The 16,427-nt window shown below is 73.0% G+C and carries 13 protein-coding genes; all 13 read left to right on the top strand.

Features of this window, described 5'->3' with window-relative positions; all coding sequences use genetic code 11:
- The first annotated feature begins 1 nt into the window (after position 1).
- The 13 genes from VLY81_RS07390 (at position 2) to VLY81_RS07330 (ending at position 16,424) form a co-directional block, all read left to right on the top strand.
- Positions 2 to 1,636, top strand: a complete 1,635-nt coding sequence (locus tag VLY81_RS07390) for a fused MFS/spermidine synthase (RefSeq protein ID WP_324667525.1) — start codon at positions 2 to 4, stop codon at positions 1,634 to 1,636.
- Positions 1,637 to 1,738: 102 nt separating this feature from the next.
- The gene (gene miaB / locus VLY81_RS07385) at positions 1,739 to 3,190 is read left to right on the top strand and encodes a tRNA (N6-isopentenyl adenosine(37)-C2)-methylthiotransferase MiaB (RefSeq protein WP_324670361.1); all 1,452 of its coding nucleotides are present in this window, start codon (positions 1,739 to 1,741) and stop codon (positions 3,188 to 3,190) included.
- 52 nt (positions 3,191 to 3,242) lie between these two features.
- Positions 3,243 to 5,858 carry a DNA mismatch repair protein MutS gene (gene mutS / locus VLY81_RS07380; RefSeq protein WP_324667524.1) on the top strand — a complete coding sequence of 872 codons (2,616 nt, stop codon included), beginning with the start codon at positions 3,243 to 3,245 and terminating at the stop codon, positions 5,856 to 5,858.
- Position 5,859: 1 nt separating this feature from the next.
- On the top strand, positions 5,860 to 7,656 hold the full coding sequence (gene mutL, locus VLY81_RS07375; RefSeq protein WP_324667523.1) for a DNA mismatch repair endonuclease MutL: 1,797 nt from the start codon (positions 5,860 to 5,862) through the stop codon (positions 7,654 to 7,656).
- A gap of 16 nt (positions 7,657 to 7,672) precedes the next feature.
- Positions 7,673 to 8,476, top strand: coding sequence for a class I SAM-dependent methyltransferase (locus VLY81_RS07370; RefSeq protein ID WP_324667522.1), 804 nt, complete (start codon positions 7,673 to 7,675; stop codon positions 8,474 to 8,476).
- Positions 8,460 to 9,428, top strand: a complete 969-nt coding sequence (gene miaA / locus VLY81_RS07365) for a tRNA (adenosine(37)-N6)-dimethylallyltransferase MiaA (protein WP_324667521.1) — start codon at positions 8,460 to 8,462, stop codon at positions 9,426 to 9,428. The genes VLY81_RS07370 and miaA overlap by 17 nt, the downstream gene beginning before the upstream one ends.
- Before the next feature lie 9 nt (positions 9,429 to 9,437).
- Positions 9,438 to 10,442, top strand: a complete 1,005-nt coding sequence (locus VLY81_RS07360; protein WP_324667520.1) for an AAA family ATPase — start codon at positions 9,438 to 9,440, stop codon at positions 10,440 to 10,442.
- 13 nt (positions 10,443 to 10,455) lie between these two features.
- The gene (locus VLY81_RS07355) at positions 10,456 to 11,091 is read left to right on the top strand and encodes a GTPase domain-containing protein (RefSeq protein ID WP_324667519.1); all 636 of its coding nucleotides are present in this window, start codon (positions 10,456 to 10,458) and stop codon (positions 11,089 to 11,091) included.
- Positions 11,060 to 11,656 (top strand): hypothetical protein, encoded by a 597-nt coding sequence (locus tag VLY81_RS07350; protein WP_324667518.1) that lies wholly within the window; start codon positions 11,060 to 11,062, stop codon positions 11,654 to 11,656. The genes VLY81_RS07355 and VLY81_RS07350 overlap by 32 nt, the downstream gene beginning before the upstream one ends.
- A gap of 212 nt (positions 11,657 to 11,868) precedes the next feature.
- A complete protein-coding gene (gene dapF, locus VLY81_RS07345) occupies positions 11,869 to 12,711 on the top strand; it encodes a diaminopimelate epimerase (protein ID WP_405001350.1) in 843 nt (280 codons plus the stop codon).
- Entirely contained in the window at positions 12,708 to 13,883 is a 1,176-nt protein-coding gene (locus VLY81_RS07340) for an LL-diaminopimelate aminotransferase (RefSeq protein ID WP_324667516.1), read from the top strand. The genes dapF and VLY81_RS07340 overlap by 4 nt, the downstream gene beginning before the upstream one ends.
- Before the next feature lie 329 nt (positions 13,884 to 14,212).
- Positions 14,213 to 15,796, top strand: a complete 1,584-nt coding sequence (locus VLY81_RS07335) for an anthranilate synthase component I family protein (protein ID WP_324667515.1) — start codon at positions 14,213 to 14,215, stop codon at positions 15,794 to 15,796.
- A gap of 19 nt (positions 15,797 to 15,815) precedes the next feature.
- On the top strand, positions 15,816 to 16,424 hold the full coding sequence (locus VLY81_RS07330) for an anthranilate synthase component II (RefSeq protein WP_405001349.1): 609 nt from the start codon (positions 15,816 to 15,818) through the stop codon (positions 16,422 to 16,424).
- Positions 16,425 to 16,427 lie beyond the last annotated feature (3 nt).

Here is a 16,427-nt window from a genome sequence, read left to right as displayed (position 1 = left end):
GATGCTGGCAGGTGTCGTCTTCCTCGCGGGCGCGGTCTTGATGGGGCTCGAGATGGTGGGGAGCCGGATCCTGGCTCCCTACTTCGGCAACTCCATCTACGTCTGGGGCAGCCTCATCTCCGTGGTGCTGGCGGCCCTGACCGCCGGCTACTTCCTCGGTGGCCGCCTGGCCGACCGGCGGCCCCATCCGGAGTGGATGGGCTGGCTCATCGTGGCGCCCGGCGCTTTCGTCTCCACCATGCCGCTCTGGGCGGGGCCCTTCAACTTCTGGATGATCAACACGGGCATCGGCATCCGGGAGGGCTCCCTGCTGTCGGCGCTGGTGCTCTTCTTCTTGCCGGGGCTCTTCCTGGGCACGGTCTCGCCCTACGCCATCCGCCTGGCGGCCGAGCGCCTGCAGACCATCGGCACCACGGCCGGCATGCTCTACGCCATCTCGACGGCGGGCAGCATCGTCGGCACGCTCTTCACCGCCTTCTACCTGGTGGCATGGCTGGGCGTCACCCACATCCTCTACCTGTTCGGCGGGATCCTGGTGGTGTTGGGGCTGGTCGTGGTCATCTGGGGTCACCGGAGGGGCATGGCCGCTGCAGCCGAGCGGCCGGCCAGCGCGGCTACGGCCTCACGGACGTCGGCCCGTGCCGCCTCGCGCCGGGCGGCCACAGGCGGGCGGCAGGCATCCGGCCGCACCCTCTTGTGGGCGCTGGTCGCGGTGGGCGTCGCGGCGGCCAGCCTGGTCGCCGGGCTGGGCAGTGCCGGCTGGACCGGCATCGCCCAGGGCCGCGGCGAGATCCTCTACGAGCGCGACAGCGTCTATCACCACATCCTGGTGGTGGACGACCCGGGCGGCATCCGGTACCTCAAGTTCGACGACTCCTGGCAAAGCGCCATGGACCGGGAGCGTCCCGACGATCTGGTCTTCTGGTACACCCGCTACTTCCACGTCGCCATGGGCCTCGTGCCCGACGCCCGGCAGCTGCTGATGGTGGGGCTGGGCGGCGGGTCGGTGCCCAAGAACTTCCTGGCTACCTACCGCGATCTGACGATGGACGTGGCGGAGCTGGACCCCGAGGTCGTGGCGGTGGCCCACCGATACTTCCAGGTGCCCCTGGACGACCCCAGGCTCCGGATCGTGGCGGAGGACGGGCGGCTCTTCGTGCGTCGCTCGCCACACCGCTACGACGCGATCTTCCTGGACGCCTACTTCGCGCACTCGATCCCGTTCCATCTCGCCACCGTGGAGTTCTTCGAGGAGCTGGAGGCCCGGCTGACCCCTGACGGCGTGGTGGCCTCCAACATCATCGGAGCGCTCTCCGGTCGTCACAGCCTGCTCTTCCGCTCCATGCTCAAGAGCATGCAGGCCGTCTTCGACACGGTCTACGTCTTGCCGGTCGGTACCACCTCCGGCAGCGCCATCGACCCCGTCCAGCGCAACATCATCGTCCTGGCCACCAATCAGCCGGCGTTGAGCCCGCAGGCCTTCCAGGAGCGGATCGCATCCCTGGAGCGGGAGGGCCGGCTGCCGCCGGGGTCGTCGCTGTACGCCCGCTCGCTGGTGGTCGAGGCCATTTCCACCGGCGACGTGCCCTTGCTGACGGACGACCACGCACCGGTCGACACCTTACTGCGCATCTAGGCCGCCCCGGTTATAATGGTCGGTGCAGGTCGCAGGCCCCCGCCGGCGAGGCGGCGGGCGGCTGCTTCGCTGTCGCATCGCAAGAGGGGGACGGGCTTGGACGTGAACGGTGAGGCCAACGCCCGCGCGATGCCGCCGGCTTCGACGAGACGGGGTCGGCTCGCGCACATCGTCACCCTGGGCTGCCAGATGAACGTGCGGGACTCCCAGACCCTGGCCGGGATGCTGGCCCGGATGGGCTACGGCTTCACGGATCGCATGGACGAGGCCGATCTCATCCTGTTCAACACCTGCAGCGTCCGCGAGAACCCGGAGCGCAAGATCTACGGTCAGGTCTCGAGCCTGCGCCAGCTCAAGGAGCGGCGGCCGGACCTGATCATCGGGCTGACCGGCTGCATGCCCCAGCAACGGCCCGAGCTGGAGCGGATGCAGGTGTCGTTGCCGCACGTCGATCTCATCATGGGCACCCTCAACCTGCACCGCTTCCCCGAGCTCCTGCAGCAGGTGATGGAGACCGGCCGGCGGGTGGTGGAGGTCTGGCACGACGAGGGGCCCATCGTCGAGGGGCTGCCCGTCCTGCGGGAGCCCGGCTCGGTCACCGCCTTCGTCAGCGTCATCTACGGCTGCGACTACCGCTGCACCTTTTGCGTGGTCCCCAACACCCGCGGTCGGCAGCGCAGCCGACGGCCCGAGGCCATCGAGGAAGAGGTGCGGAGCCTGGTGGCCGAGGGCGTGCGGGAGGTGACGCTGCTGGGGCAGACCGTCAACGCCTACGGCCGAGACCTGCCCGAGCGCGGCATCACCCTGGCCCGGCTCCTGCGGCGCCTGAGCCGCATCGAGGGGCTCGAGCGGCTGCGGTTCACCTCCAATCACCCCCGGGAGGTGACCGAGGAGCTGATCGAGGCCATGGCGGAGCTGCCCAAGGTGATGGAGCACATCCACCTGGCGGTGCAGTCGGGCAGCGACCGCATCCTGCACCGCATGGGCCGCCGATACACGGCCGAGGAGTTCGTCGAGCAGGTGACGGCGATGCGGCGCCGCATCCCGGATCTGGCGGTCACCACCGACATCATCGTGGGCTTCCCCGGCGAGACCGAGCGAGACTTCGAGGCCACGCTCGAACTCGTGCGCGCGGTGAGGTTCGACGGGGCCTTCACCTTCGTCTACTCGCCGAGGCCCGGCACGGCGGCCCTGCGGCTGCCGGATCCGGTGCCCGAGCCCGTCAAGCGGGAGCGCATCCAGCGCCTCATCGAGCTGCAAAACGCCATCAGTCTGGAGCGCAACCAGGTCTACCGGGGTCGGGTCGAGGAGATCCTGGTCGAGGGCGCCAGCGAGAAGGACCCCGAGCGCCTGTCGGGGCGCACCCGCACCAACAAGGTGGTCGTATTCGACGCGCCCCCGTCGGCTCGGACCCGCCTCGTCGGGCAGCTGGTCGACGTGCGGGTCGAGGCGGTCAACACGTGGACCCTCTTCGGCCGCTTGACCGACGGCCCGCAGGAGGCCGCCAGCATCGGGGCGGTGCCGGCAGCGGCCCGGGCGTCCGAGCCCTCCTGACGGACGGGGGGTGGGCCCGCTGGTACCGGCTGCGGAGCCGTCGGCGACCCCCATGCTCCGGCAGTATCAGGCCCTCAAGGCCTCCTACCCCGATGCCCTGCTGCTGTTCCGCCTGGGAGACTTCTACGAGCTCTTCGGGCGGGATGCGGAGATCGGAGCCGCCATCCTCAACATCACCCTGACCAGCCGCGAGATCGGCAAGGGCCGCCGGCTGCCCATGTGCGGCGTGCCGTACCACGCGGCCGACGCCTACGTCGCCCAGCTGGTCCAGGCCGGCCACCGGGTCGCCATCTGCGAGCAGATGGAGGACCCACGCCTGGCCCGGGGGGTGGTCCGGCGCGAGGTGATCCGGGTGGTCACGCCCGGCACGCTGCCGGACGCGGCGGGACGGGATCGGCGCTACGTGGCGGCCCTCTGGGTGGGTGACCAGGCGGTGGGCCTGGCCATGGCCGACGTCTTCACCGGGGAGCTGCGCGCCACGCGGCTGGGCGCCGACTCCCCCGTGGAGCACGAGGTCTGGCGGGCCGCCCTGGACGAGCTGGTGCGGCTGGCCGTCGACGAGGTGGTGGTGCCGCCCCGCCTGACCGATGATCCCCGGCTGGCGGGCGCGATGCGCCAGACGCTGCGGGCGGCGGTGACGCGATGGGACAGCCCGGCCTGGTCGCCGGACGGCGCCCGGCAGACGCTGCGGGCCCACTTCGGCACGGCGACGCTGGATGCGTTCGGCATCGAGGCCTGGCCGGAGGCGCAGGTGGCCGCCGGCGCGGTGCTCCAGTACCTGCTCGAAACCCAGAAGGACCGCCTCGTCCACATCACGACGCTGCAGAGCTACGACCCGCGCGAGGGGCTGGCAGTCGACGCCACCACCGCCCTCAACCTGGAGCTGACCACCACGCTGCGCCAGCGGAGCCGCAAGGGGTCGTTGCTGGACGTGCTGGACCGGACCCGGACGGCTGCGGGGGCCCGGCTGCTGCGCCGCTACCTGGAGGAGCCGCTCACCGACGTGGCGGCCATCCGAGCCCGGCTCGACGCGGTCGAGGCCCTGGCGGCGAGCCACCTCGCCCGGCGCCGGTTGCGCGATGCCCTGCAGGGGATGCCCGACGCCGAGCGGCTGCTGGGACGGGCGGGCACCGGACGGGCCACACCCAAGGACCTGCTCTCGTTGCGCTACTTCCTCGAGCGGCTGGACGACATCCGGCGCATCGCGGCCGAGGCCGGGCTGGAGAGGCTGCCCGCCCTGGAGATGGACGCGCTGGGGCAGCCACCGGCGCCGCTGGAGGCCCTGGCCGATCACCTGGCGAGGGCCATCGCCGACGACGCTCCCGCCCAGGTCCGTGACAGCGGCTACATCCGGGAGGGCTACGACGCGGAGCTGGATGCCCTGCGCCGGGGCGCCGAGGAGGGGCGCCGATGGATCGCGGGGCTCGAGGGGCGTGAGCGGGAGCGCACGGGCATCCGCTCGCTTAAAGTGGGCTTCAACCGGGTCTTCGGCTACTACATCGAGGTGACCCGCCCCAACCTCAAGCTGGTGCCCCCCGACTACGAGCGGCGTCAGACCCTGACCGGCGCCGAACGGTTCGTGACGGCCGAGCTCAAGGAGTGGGAGAGCCGGGTGCTGGAGGCGGAGGAGCGCATCCGGCTGCGGGAGGCCCAGATCTTCCAGTCGCTGGTGGAGCGGGTGCTGGAGCAGGCCCCTGCCCTGCAGGCGGCCAGCCGGGCCGTGGCGCGCCTCGACGTCGCCGCCTCGCTGGCCGACCTGGCCGTCGAGCGTGCCTGGGTGCGGCCCGAGGTCGACGAGGGCCCCGTCATCGAGATCCGCCAGGGGCGCCACCCCGTGGTGGAGGCCATGATGCCGGATCAGCCCTTCGTCCCCAACGACCTCTACCTCGACATGGGGGCACGGCGGCTGGCCATCGTGACGGGCCCCAACATGGGCGGCAAGTCGACGTTCTTGCGCCAGGCCGCCCTGCTGGTGCTGCTGGCGCAGATGGGCAGCTTCGTGCCGGCGCGTTGGGCCCGCATCGGGGTGGTCGACCGCATCCTGTCGAGGGTCGGCGCCTCGGACGACCTGGCGTCGGGCCGGTCCACCTTCATGGTGGAGATGAGCGAGAGCGCCTACATCCTGCGCCACGCCACGCCCCGCAGCCTGGTGGTCCTCGACGAGGTGGGGAGGGGCACGGCCACCTACGACGGCCTCAGCCTGGCATGGGCCATCGTGGAGGCGCTGCAGGAGCGGGGCTGCCGCACGCTGGTGGCCACCCACTACCACGAGCTGACCGAGCTGGAGGGGAGACTCGAGGGGGTCTTCAATCTGCACGCCGCGGTGGCCCACGGCGAGGAGGGCATCGTCTTCCTCCGGCAGATCCGGCCCGGCGCCGCGGACCGCAGCTACGGCATCGAAGTGGCGCGCCTGGCCGGGCTGCCCGAGCGGGTCGTCGAGCGGGCTCGCGAGGTGCTGGCCCACCTCGAGGGCAGTGCCCCGTCGGCGTCCCGGGTCGCCGAGGAGGCGCTGGCGGACGCCCTCGTGCCCGACCGGGAGACGGCCCCTGCCCTCTCGGAGCCCGGGCCCGTCGGGACCTACGGCGGTCGGCCCGCCTCGCGCCGGCCTCGTCCGCGGGCGCGGCCCTCCGTCGCCGACCTGGCGCAGTCGCGGCTGTTCGAGGCGTAGCATGGGCAAGATCGCGCTGTTGGCGGAGGACGTCGTCGACCACATCGCCGCGGGCGAGGTGGTGGAGCGGCCGGCCTCTGCGCTCAAGGAGCTGCTCGAAAACGCCCTGGACGCAGGGGCCCGGCGCATCCGCGTCGACATCGGCGAGGATGGCACCCACCTGATGGTGAGCGACGATGGGGAGGGGATGGACCCCGACGACGCCGCCATCTGCGTCCTGCGCCACGCGACCAGCAAACTCCGGCGCCGCGAGGATCTGGCCTCGGTGGCGACCCTGGGCTTTCGGGGCGAGGCGTTGGCGGCCATCGCCGCCGTCTCCGAGCTGGAGATCCTGACGCGGCCCCCGGGCCGTGCCGAGGGGTTTCGCATCCGGCTCGCAGGAGGGGAGCGACTGTCGGCGGGACCGGCGGCGGCCCCCGAGGGCACCACCGTCTGGGTGCGGCGCCTCTTCTTCAACACCCCGGCCCGCCGGCGCTATCTCAAGAGTCCCGCCGCGGAGCGTCGGGCCTGCCTGGAGACGGCCGCGCGCATCGCCCTGGCCCGACCGTCGGTGGCCCTCGAGGTGGCGGTGGCGGGCCAGCCTCGCTGGGTTACCCCGGGCGACGGCGACCTGCGTGCGGCGGCCGGTGCGGTGATGGGGGCCCGGGAGGCGCAGGCCCTGCTCCCCGTCCAAGGGGCCCGGGGCCCGGCTCGCGTCTGGGGCCTGGTCTCCCCGCCGGACCTGAGCCGGCCCACGCGGGAGCATCTCTGGATCTTCGTCAACGGCCGCTGGGTGCAAGACCGGACGGTCTCGGCGGCCGTCGTGCGGGCTTACGAGAGCCGGCTCGCCAAGGGGCGCTTCCCCGTGGCCTTCCTCCATCTCGAGATGGACCCGGCCTGGGTGGACGTCAACGTGCACCCGGCCAAGCTGTTCGTGCGCTTCCGCGACGAGCGACTGCTCTTCGGCCTGGTGGCCTCGGCCGTCGAGCGGGCGCTGGCCTCAGCTCCCACCTTCGCGCTCTCGCCGAGCGTCAAGCCGGGTGACGCCCCTGCGACGAAGGCCTGGAGGGAAGGGGTGGCCGAGGGGGCGCGGTCGTCCCGCGACCCCGGCGCCGGCGTGCCCGTCGCCTCGGAAGCCCAGGCGCCGCTCTGGGGCGCCGTACGGCAAGGCGAGGGCCTGGGCGAGCAGCTGCGCCGGCTGCAGGTGCTGGGACAGCTGCGCGACACCTACATCGTGACCCGCCACCCCGCGGGCCTGCTCATCGTCGATCAGCACGTGGCCCACGAACGTATGCTCTACGAGCGGCTGCTGGCCGCCCGTCGCGGCTCCGTGGCGCCGGCCCAGGCCCTGCTGCATCCCCTGACCGTCGAGCTCGGCAGCACGGCGGCCGAGACCCTGGGGGCCGCCCTGCCATGGCTCGCCTCCCTGGGCGTCGAGATGGAGCCCTTCGGGCCTCGCCACTACCTGGTGCGGTCGGTGCCGGCCGTGCCCGGCATCGCACGCGCCATCTCCGCCACCGAGATGGCGGCCCTGCTGGAGGAGCTGGCGGCACGGATGCTGGAGGGGCCCGAGGGGATGCCCGCAGGGGACGACACGGCCCCCCTGGCGCCCTGGGAGGAGCGCCTGCTCAAGCACCTGGCCTGCCGGAGTGCAGTCAAGGCGGGTACCCCTCTGCCGTTGGCCGTGATGGAGCATCTGGTGCGTCACCTGGCCGAGACGGACAATCCCTACACCTGCCCGCACGGGCGGCCGGTGGCCGTCATGGTGTCGGTCGAGGAGCTGGACAGGCGCTTTGGCCGCCGCACGCCCCTGGCATGACGCACGGGTTTGGTATGTGACCACCGCGCGCCGTCCCGATCCGGCCCTGGAGAGCCGGGCAAGAGAGCTGGCCGACCGGCTCGGGTTGCCCTACCGGCGTCGTCCGGAGGGTCGACTCTCGGATGGCGACGGCGGGCGAGCCGGCGAGGAGGGACCAGCCGAGGCGTACCTGGTGGTGGAGCGCACGGGCCTGGCCATCCAGGCGGCAGGCCGGCGCCTCGTCTACCATCCCGGGATGGCCGTGCACCGGATCCGGGCCCTGCGCGCCGGTGGAGGCGATCCCATGGTGGAGGCGATGGGACTGCGGGGCGGCGAGCGGGTGCTGGATGCCACCCTGGGGCTCGCCTCGGACGCCCTGGTGGCCGCCTACGCCGTCGGGCCCCGCGGTAGGGTGAGCGGAGTGGAGAAAGTGCCCGCGCTGGCGGAGCTGGTGAGGGAGGGACTGGCCCGCTTCGCCTGGCGCGATCCCGACATGGCCCAGGCGGCCGCCCGCATCGACGTGCACGTGGCGGACCACGGGGCGTACCTCGCCGGATGCTCCTCGGGGGCTTTCGACGTGGTGTACTTCGATGCCATGTTCGAGCGCAGCCTGTCGGGCTCGACGACGATGGCGGCGTGGCGCCTGGTGGCCGAGGAGGGGCCGGTGGGCGAGCGGGCCCTGGTCGAGGCGATGCGGGTGGCGCGCCGCCGGGTCGTCCTCAAGGACCGGGCCGACTCGGCCCGCCTGGGGGCCCTGACGCCCCATCGTGTGGCCGGGGGACGATCGAGCCGGGTGGTCTACGGGATCTGGGTGGTCGGGCCGGATGCCGGCGATGGATGAACGGCGCGACGAGCGAGGGAACCCGCCGCTGCTGGTGATCGTGGGCCCGACGGCCGTGGGCAAGACCGATCTGGCCGTGGAGGTGGCGCGGCGGCTGGATGCCGAGATCATCTCCGCCGATGCCATGCAGGTCTACCGCGGCCTGGACATCGGGACGGACAAGCCCGGCCCGGAGCGTCAGCGAGGGGTGCCCCATCATCTCATCGACGTGGCCGACCCGGCCGAGGACTTCTCGGCCTCCCGCTACCGCGAGCTCGCCCGCGAGGCGCTGGCGGCCATCCGGGCCCGCGGCCGGCTGGCCATCGTCTGCGGCGGGACCGGTCTGTACATCCGGGCGTTCGTCGACGACCTGCTCCCGCGGCCGGGGGGCTGCGATCCGGCGGTGCGGCGCCGGCTGGAGGCGGAGGCCTCCTCCCGCGGCCCTCTGGCCCTGCACGACCGCCTGGCCTGTGTGGATCCCGTGGCGGCCAGCCGCATCCATCCCCACAACGTCCGCCGGGTCATCCGGGCCCTGGAGGTGTACGAGGCGACCGGCCGTCCCATGAGCGAGCTGCAGGCCGAGGCACGCCGGGCGGCGCGCCCGCTGCCCGCCGTCTGGGTCGGCCTCGAGCGCCCCCGCGACCAGCTCTACCGGCGCATCGACGCGCGGGTGGACGACCAGGTGAGCCGGGGGCTCGTCGAGGAGACGCGGCGCCTGCTGGCCCGGTCGCCGGCTCCCGGCCGCACCGCGATGCAGGCGCTGGGCTACAAGGAGATGCGCGCCTACCTGGCGGGCGAGCTCTCGTTCGCCCGAGCCGTGGATACCCTCAAGCGTGCCACGCGCCACTACGCCCGACGCCAGCTCATCTGGTTTCGCCCGGATCGCCGGATCTGGTGGCTGGACCTGTCGACGTGCGACGGCCTGGCCGAGGCGGCCCGGCGGGTGGCGGATCACTATCGCTCCCGCGTATAGATAGCCGCGATGGCACTCACGTCCTCCCACGGGTCGGCCCTCATCGAACGGGTGGCGGAGGGGCGGCTGAGCCCGGCGCAGGCCCTCCGGTGGCTGTCGGAGGCGCCGGGGGGCCAGGGCTCACACTCCCCGGCGCCACCTGCTGCGACCGGCACGCCCGCCTCGGACGAGCCCTCCGGCGGCCGGGACCCGGAGGCCCTGGCCCAGGTGATGGCCGAGCTGGAGTCCCTGGTGGGCCTCCATCGCGTCAAGCAGGCCGTACGCGAACTGCGGGCCTACGTGGAGATACGGCAGCGTCGCGCGGCGGTGGGGCTGGCCTGCGAACCGCTGGTGCTCCACATGGCCTTCAAGGGAAACCCCGGGACGGGCAAGACCACCGTCGCCCGGCTGGTGGGGCGGATGCTCAAGGCGCTGGGGGTCCTGCCCAAGGGCCACACCGTGGAGGTGGAGCGGGCCGACCTGGTGGGGGAGTTCGTGGGCCACACGGCCCAGCGGACACGGGAGCAGATCCGCAAGGCCGTCGGCGGCGTCCTCTTCGTCGACGAGGCGTACAGCCTGGCCCGGGGCGGCGAGAAGGACTTCGGCAGGGAGGCGGTCGACGCCCTGGTCAAGGCCATGGAGGATCACCGGCACGAGCTGGTGGTCATCGTGGCCGGCTACCACCAGGAGATGGAGCTCTTCCTCAACCTCAACCCGGGCTTGCGCTCCCGCATCCCGTTCATCATCGACTTCCCGGACTACACCACCGAGGAGCTGCTGGCCATCGCCACCGAGATGCTGCGAGTCCGAGAGTACCGGCTCACCCCCGAGGCCCGGGAGCGCCTGGCCTCGGCCCTGCTCTACCACCGGCTCGCCGGCTGGTATCCCTTCGGCAACGCCCGGCTGGTCCGCAACCTGCTCGAGGCCGCCATCCGCCGCCAGGCGGTGCGCCTGCAGGGGGCGGGGGCCTACTCCCGTGAGGACCTGATGCTGCTCCGGACCGAGGACATCCCGCTGGACCAGGCCGGGGCGTGATCGGGTGGCGGCGATGTCGTCGACGCCCGTGGACGGGGCGGCCGATGCCTGCGTGGTGGGCCGGCCCGGTGTGGGCAAGACGCTGTTCGTGTTGCGCTTCGCCCAGTGGAGCGGGCAGCGCCGGCTGCTGGTGCGGCAGGAGTCTCCCGGCTCGTCGGGCGGTTGGGTGGAGGTGGACCTGGCCACCGCCGTGGAGCGGCTGGTGGGCACCTCGACGCCCACGACGCGGGCCCTGCAGCACGTCGAGGTGCCCTGGCGGCAGGGCAAGCGCACGCTGCGCCTGCGCCTGCTGGACACGGTGGGGCTGACCGATGCCATCCATCCCGATCCCTTGCTGCGAAGGGCCATGGCCGAGACCCTGACGGCGGTGATGGAGAGCCTCGTGGTGCTGCACGTGCTGGACGGCCCCCGCATCGCGCAGCGACCGGCCCGACTGCTGGACGAGGACGACGTCGACGTCCAGATCAGCCGCTACGGCCAGCGCCGGGGCCGCTACGCGGTGCTGGTCAACAAGCTGGACCGGCCGGGCGGGCGAGCCGGCCTGGAGGCCGTCCGCCGGGCCTGGCCGCAGCGCATCGTGCTGGGCATCTCCGCGCTGGAGGGGTGGGGGTTCGCCAGTGTTCGACGCTTTCTCCAGCGCCGTCTCTGAGGCGCTGGGCGGCGGCGAGATCGTGCGCGTGCTACGGCTGGCCGGCTCGGCGTGGCTGGTGGGCGCGGCCATCAAGGCAGTGGACGCCGCGGTGGACGGCGAGCCCGGATGGGACGCCCCTGCCTGCGCCGCCTACGCGGCCGCCCTGCTCGCCCTGGCCTGCTCGCTCGACGCCGCATGGGCCGCCTCGCTGATGGCGTCCGCCTGGGTGCTGGGCATGCTGCACGGGTACGGCGGGCGCGGGCGTCTCGAGGGGCTGGTGCTGCTGGCGACGGCCACCGCCCTGCTCGGGTGGCGGGAGGTGGCGGGTTCGGGCCTGGTGATGCTGGCCGTGCAGCTGGTCGACGGCGTGGAGGACCGGGACGGGTGGATGGGACGCGCCGGTACGGGCCCTCGCCTCGCCATCTCCCTGGTGGCCCTGGCCGTCCTGACGGCAGCGGCGCTCGTGGACCCGCTCAAGGCCGGGGTAGTGGTCGCGCTCGTACCGGCAGCCGAGGCGCTGGGTGCGCGGCTCGGCCGCCGGGCCATCGGGGCATCGGGGGCATCCTGGGTTTGGTCGAGCTGATCGGGGCCGCAGGGCTGGCGCTGGCCGGACTCGCCCTCGCGGCCGCCTGGAGGTGGGGGCGGCGAGAGGGGTGCCAGGAAGGGAAGGCCCTCGCCGTCCTTGAAATGCACCGCCAACTCCTCGCCGGGTCACGGTGTCCGACCTGTCGCCGCCCCGTCGAGGCGGAGAGGAGAGGGGCGCGGGTGGCCGTCGAGGGCCTGCCCTTCGTCAAGATGCACGGGCTGGGTAACGCCTACGTCTTCGTCGACGGTATGGGAGAGGGGGTACCCCTTCCGGAGGGGGTGGAGTGGTCGCGCCTGGCCCGGGCCGTGGCCGACCCCGACTTCGGCGTCGGCTCCGATGGCCTGATCCTGATGGCGCCCGGCGCGTCGCAGATGGCCGCCATGCGGATCTTCAACGCCGACGGCAGCGAGGGGGAGATGTGCGGCAACGGCGTCCGCTGCCTGGCCATGTGGGCGCACCAGGCCCACGGCGCACCCCGTCGCTTCGGCGTGGAGACCCGGGCCGGTGTGAGGACGGTGGAGGTGGTGGAGTCCCCTGCCTTCGGGTTGGCGACGGTACGGGTCGAGATGGGGCGCCCGGCGGAGCGGGGACCGGGGGGCGTCCCCCTGGGAGCTCCCCTCCAGCTGGAGGCCGGCGGCCAGATGCTGGAGGCCTGGCCCGTCGGCGTGGGCAACCCCCACCTGGTGCTCTTCGTGGACGACGTGGCATCGGCCCCCGTCGGGCGGCTCGGCCCGCTGTTGGAGCGCCACCCGCTCTTCCCTCAGCGCACCAACGTGGAGTTCGTCGAGGTGGCGGGCCCCCGCCGGCTGCGCATGCGTGTGTGGGAACGCGGCTCGGGCGAGACCCAGGCCTGCGGCACGGGGGCGTGCGCCTCGCTGGTGGCCGCGGCGGCCACCGGGCGTGCCGGGCGAGAGGCCCAGGTCGAGCTCGCCGGCGGCCGGCTGGCCATCGAGTGGGCCGACGACGGGCGCCTCTGGATGACGGGGCCTGCCCGGCTCGTGGCCGTGGGCACCCTGCCGTGGTCGTGGGTGAAGGAGGTGGCCGGACCGTGAGACTCGCCTCCCGGATGCAGCGTCTGCCGCCCTATCTGTTCGCCTCCATCGACCGACGGGTGGAGCAGGCTCGTGCCGCTGGCGTCGACGTCATCAGCCTGGGCATCGGCGACCCCGACGAGCCGACCCCGGCCGCCGTCGTCGAGGCCCTGCGCCAGAGCGCGGGTCTCGCCGAGCACCACCGCTACCCTCCCTACCAGGGCACCCGGGCCTTCCGGGAGGCGGTGGCGCGTTTCTTCGTGCGACGATTCGGCGTGGCGCTGGACCCGGACCGGGAGGTGCTGGCCCTCATCGGCTCCAAGGAGGGGCTCGCCCACCTGGCCTGGGCCGTGATGGAGCCCGGCGCCGTGGCCATCGTGCCGGACCCGGGCTACCCGGTCTACGCCGCGGCTGTCGAGCTGGCCGGGGGCGAGGTCTGGCGGCTGCGCCTGGACCCGGACCGGGGTCATCTCCCGGACCTGGACCGGATCCCCTCCGAGGTGGCGGCACGCGCCCGGCTGCTCTTCCTCAACTACCCCAACAACCCGACCGGAGCGGTGGCGTCCCTGGCCTTCTTCGAACAGGTGGTGGCGTGGGCCAGGGCGCACGACGTGCTGGTCTGCCACGACGCGGCCTACAGCGAGATCACCTTCGACGATCGCCCGGCCCCCAGCATCCTGCAGGTGCCGGGGGCCGGGGATGTCGCCATCGAGATGCACTCGCTCTCCAAGAGCTTCAACATGACGGGCTGGCGCATCGGCTGGGCCTGTGGCCATCCAGAGGCCGTCGAGGCGCTGGGGCGTCTCAAGACGCACCTGGACTCCGGCGTCTTCGGCGCCATCCAGGCGGCGGCCGTCGAGGCCCTGGACCACCAGGAAGAGGTCACCCGGCGGATGCGCCGGCTCTACCAACGCCGCCGGGATCGGGTGGTCGAGGCGCTGCGGTCGATGGGGTGGCCGCTGGAGCCGCCTGGTGGGGCCATCTACGTCTGGGCCCCCGTGCCGCCGGGGTGGGACTCCATCGGCTTCGCCGCGACGCTGCTGGAGCGCGCGGGCGTGGTCGTGACGCCGGGCGTCGGCTACGGACCGGCCGGCGAGGGCTACGTGCGGCTCTCGCTGACGGTGCCTGACGACCGGCTGGACGAGGCCCTGGCCCGCTGGAAGGCCTCGGGGCCGCGCTACCACCCGACGTGATGCCGCCACCTGACGCATCGCCCGGCTCTTGACCGGTGCTTGACGCCGATGGGGGAGGGTCGTATAATCAGCCCATCACGCCGGTGCCCTGGAGTCGAGCCGGCAACCGCTTCGAGACGAGCGAGTCCAGGTCCGAGCCGAGACGAGAGGAGACGGGACGGGCATCGGTCCCTCGGTTGACGTCGTCCCCCCTCTCCACCGTTGGCGTTGCCGCGAGCGTTGCTGCCTCGTCGGCAGGGGTGGTCGGTCCACCACCGACCGTGCCGGACTCGTCTCCGCCACGACGGGTGCCATCGCACCGCACCGGCCGGGGTGGGGAGGGTGCCCGCTTGCAGCCGTCTCCGAGCCGATCGGCGTTCGTGGAGCACTTCGGTCCCCTCGGCGCCGGGATGGTAGTCGCTCCCTTCCTGTGCGACGGGCTGACCCCCGTCGGCGCGTTGCTTCGACTCGGCCCCAGCCCGTTGGGACGCTTCCTGCTGGAGAGCGCCGAGCAGGGCGGCCACGCCGGGCGCTTCTCCTTCGTGGGGACGGCCTCGGCAGGGCTCGTCGCCTTCGAGCCGGGCCTGGGACACCTCTACCGGGCCCATCCGCGTGACGGGCTGGTCTACGAGGCCGACCGCTGGGAGAGCCGGGACCCCGTGGGGGAGCTGCGCGACCGCCTGGCGGGATGGAGGCTGCCCGAGGCCGTCATCGAGGCGGCCCTGGCCGGCACGGCCTTCGCGACCGCGGAGCGGCCCCCCTTCCTGGGCGGCGCCGTCGGCTTCCTGGGCTACGACGTGGTCAGGAGCCTGGAGCGGCTGGGGCCGGGGCGGCCGTCCACCGTCGACACGTGGATCGCCGCCTACATGCTCGCGGACGCCGTCGTCGTCTTCGACCACCTCACCCGCGTCGGCTATGCCGTCGCCATCGCCCGCTGGTCGGCGGGTCAGGACCCCGGTGCCGCCTACGACGAGGCGCTCGTGCGGCTGGAGGTGCTGTGGGAGCGCCTGCACGGCGACGAGGGGGCGGAGAGCCTGCGGGCCCTGGTCGACGCCCTCGACGTGCCGGCGGGGACGAGCGGAGCCGTCGGGGAGCCGGTCGATGAGTCCTTCGAAGAGGCCGTCCGGACGGCTCGACGCTACATCCAGGCAGGGGACATCTTCCAGGTCGTGCTCTCCCGGGAGCTGGTCGCGCCCTGCCCGACGCCACCCCTGCACGTCTACCGTCGGCTGCGTGCCATCAACCCCTCTCCGTACATGTTCTTCCTCGAGGTGGCCGACCCGCGCCCCCGCGGGCGTCCCCTCCACCTGGTCGGGGCCTCGCCCGAGGTGATGGTGCGGCTGCAGCGAGGGCGCGCGGTGGTGCGTCCCATCGCCGGCACCCGCCCGCGCGGCGGCACGCCGGAGCAGGATCGGCGGCTGGCCCGGGAGCTCAAGGACGACCCCAAGGAGCTGGCCGAGCACATGATGCTGGTCGACCTGGGCCGCAACGACCTGGGCCGGGTCTGCCGCTACGGCACGGTGCGGGTGAGCCAGCTGCTCGAGATCGAGCGCTACTCTCACGTCATGCACCTGGTCTCCGAGGTCGAGGGCCGGCTGGCGCCCGGGCTCGACGCCTTCGACCTGGTCAAGGCGACGTTTCCGGCCGGCACCGTGACGGGGGCGCCCAAGGTACGGGCCATGGAGATCATCGACGAGCTGGAGACGACGGGGCGGGGTCCTTACGCCGGCGCCGTCGGCTACTTCTCCGTAACGGGCGACGCCGACGCCTGCATCACCATCCGTACCCTGGCCATCCACGCCAATCGAGCCCACGCCCGGGCCGGGGCCGGCATCGTGGCCGACTCCCAACCCCGGCGGGAGCTGTGGGAGACGCACAACAAGGCCTCCGCCATGCTGGCGGCGCTGGGCCTCGAGCGGGTGGAGGTGGCGTGACGTGACCCAGACGCTGGGGATGGGCCCCGTCGTGGTCGTCGACAACTACGACTCCTTCACCTACAACCTGGTCCAGTACCTGGGCGAGCTGGGCGCCAGCCTGGAGGTATGGCGCAACGACCAGATCGCCGTGCAGGATCTCCTGGCTCGCCGCCCGCTCGCCATCGTCATCTCCCCGGGGCCGGGACGCCCCGAGCAGGCGGGCATCTCGGTGGAGCTCATCCGGCAGGCCGACGCCATCCCGGTGCTGGGGGTCTGCCTCGGTCACCAGGCCATCGCGGTGGCCTTCGGGGGCCGGGTCGTGGCGTCGGACCGCCTGTTGCACGGCAAGGCCAGCCCCATCCATCACGACGGCCGCACCATCTTCGAGGGGCTGCCCGACCCCTTCGAGGCGGGCCGCTACCACTCGCTCTGCGTCGCCCGCGAGGGGCTGCCGGCAGAGCTGGAGGTGTCGGCGGTCGACGAGACGGGCTGCATCATGGGGCTGCGCCACCGGGAGCGCCCCGTCGAGGGCGTCCAGTTTCACCCCGAGTCGGTCCTGACGGGATCCCACGGCAAGCAGATGTTGCGCAACTTCCTGGCCATGGCCCAGGCCTGGCAGCGGGACCGGGTCCGGGCGAACCGGTAGGAG

Origin of the sequence: Limnochorda sp. LNt, assembly GCF_035593265.1 — a bacterium.
In the GTDB taxonomy this organism is placed as follows: domain Bacteria; phylum Bacillota; class Limnochordia; order Limnochordales; family Geochordaceae; genus Geochorda; species Geochorda subterranea.
The sequence above is the reverse complement of the archived record's forward strand: the minus strand, read 5'-3'. Positions and strand labels throughout refer to the sequence as shown.

Coding starts and splice junctions, on each gene's coding strand:
- VLY81_RS07360 (WP_324667520.1), top strand. CDS start 9,438: ATGGCACTCACGTCCTCCCACGGGTCGGCCCTCATCGAACGGGTGGCG.
- mutS (WP_324667524.1), top strand. CDS start 3,243: ATGCTCCGGCAGTATCAGGCCCTCAAGGCCTCCTACCCCGATGCCCTG.
- dapF (WP_405001350.1), top strand. CDS start 11,869: ATGCACGGGCTGGGTAACGCCTACGTCTTCGTCGACGGTATGGGAGAG.
- VLY81_RS07330 (WP_405001349.1), top strand. CDS start 15,816: ATGGGCCCCGTCGTGGTCGTCGACAACTACGACTCCTTCACCTACAAC.
- miaA (WP_324667521.1), top strand. CDS start 8,460: ATGCCGGCGATGGATGAACGGCGCGACGAGCGAGGGAACCCGCCGCTG.
- mutL (WP_324667523.1), top strand. CDS start 5,860: ATGGGCAAGATCGCGCTGTTGGCGGAGGACGTCGTCGACCACATCGCC.
- VLY81_RS07355 (WP_324667519.1), top strand. CDS start 10,456: ATGTCGTCGACGCCCGTGGACGGGGCGGCCGATGCCTGCGTGGTGGGC.
- VLY81_RS07390 (WP_324667525.1), top strand. CDS start 2: ATGCTGGCAGGTGTCGTCTTCCTCGCGGGCGCGGTCTTGATGGGGCTC.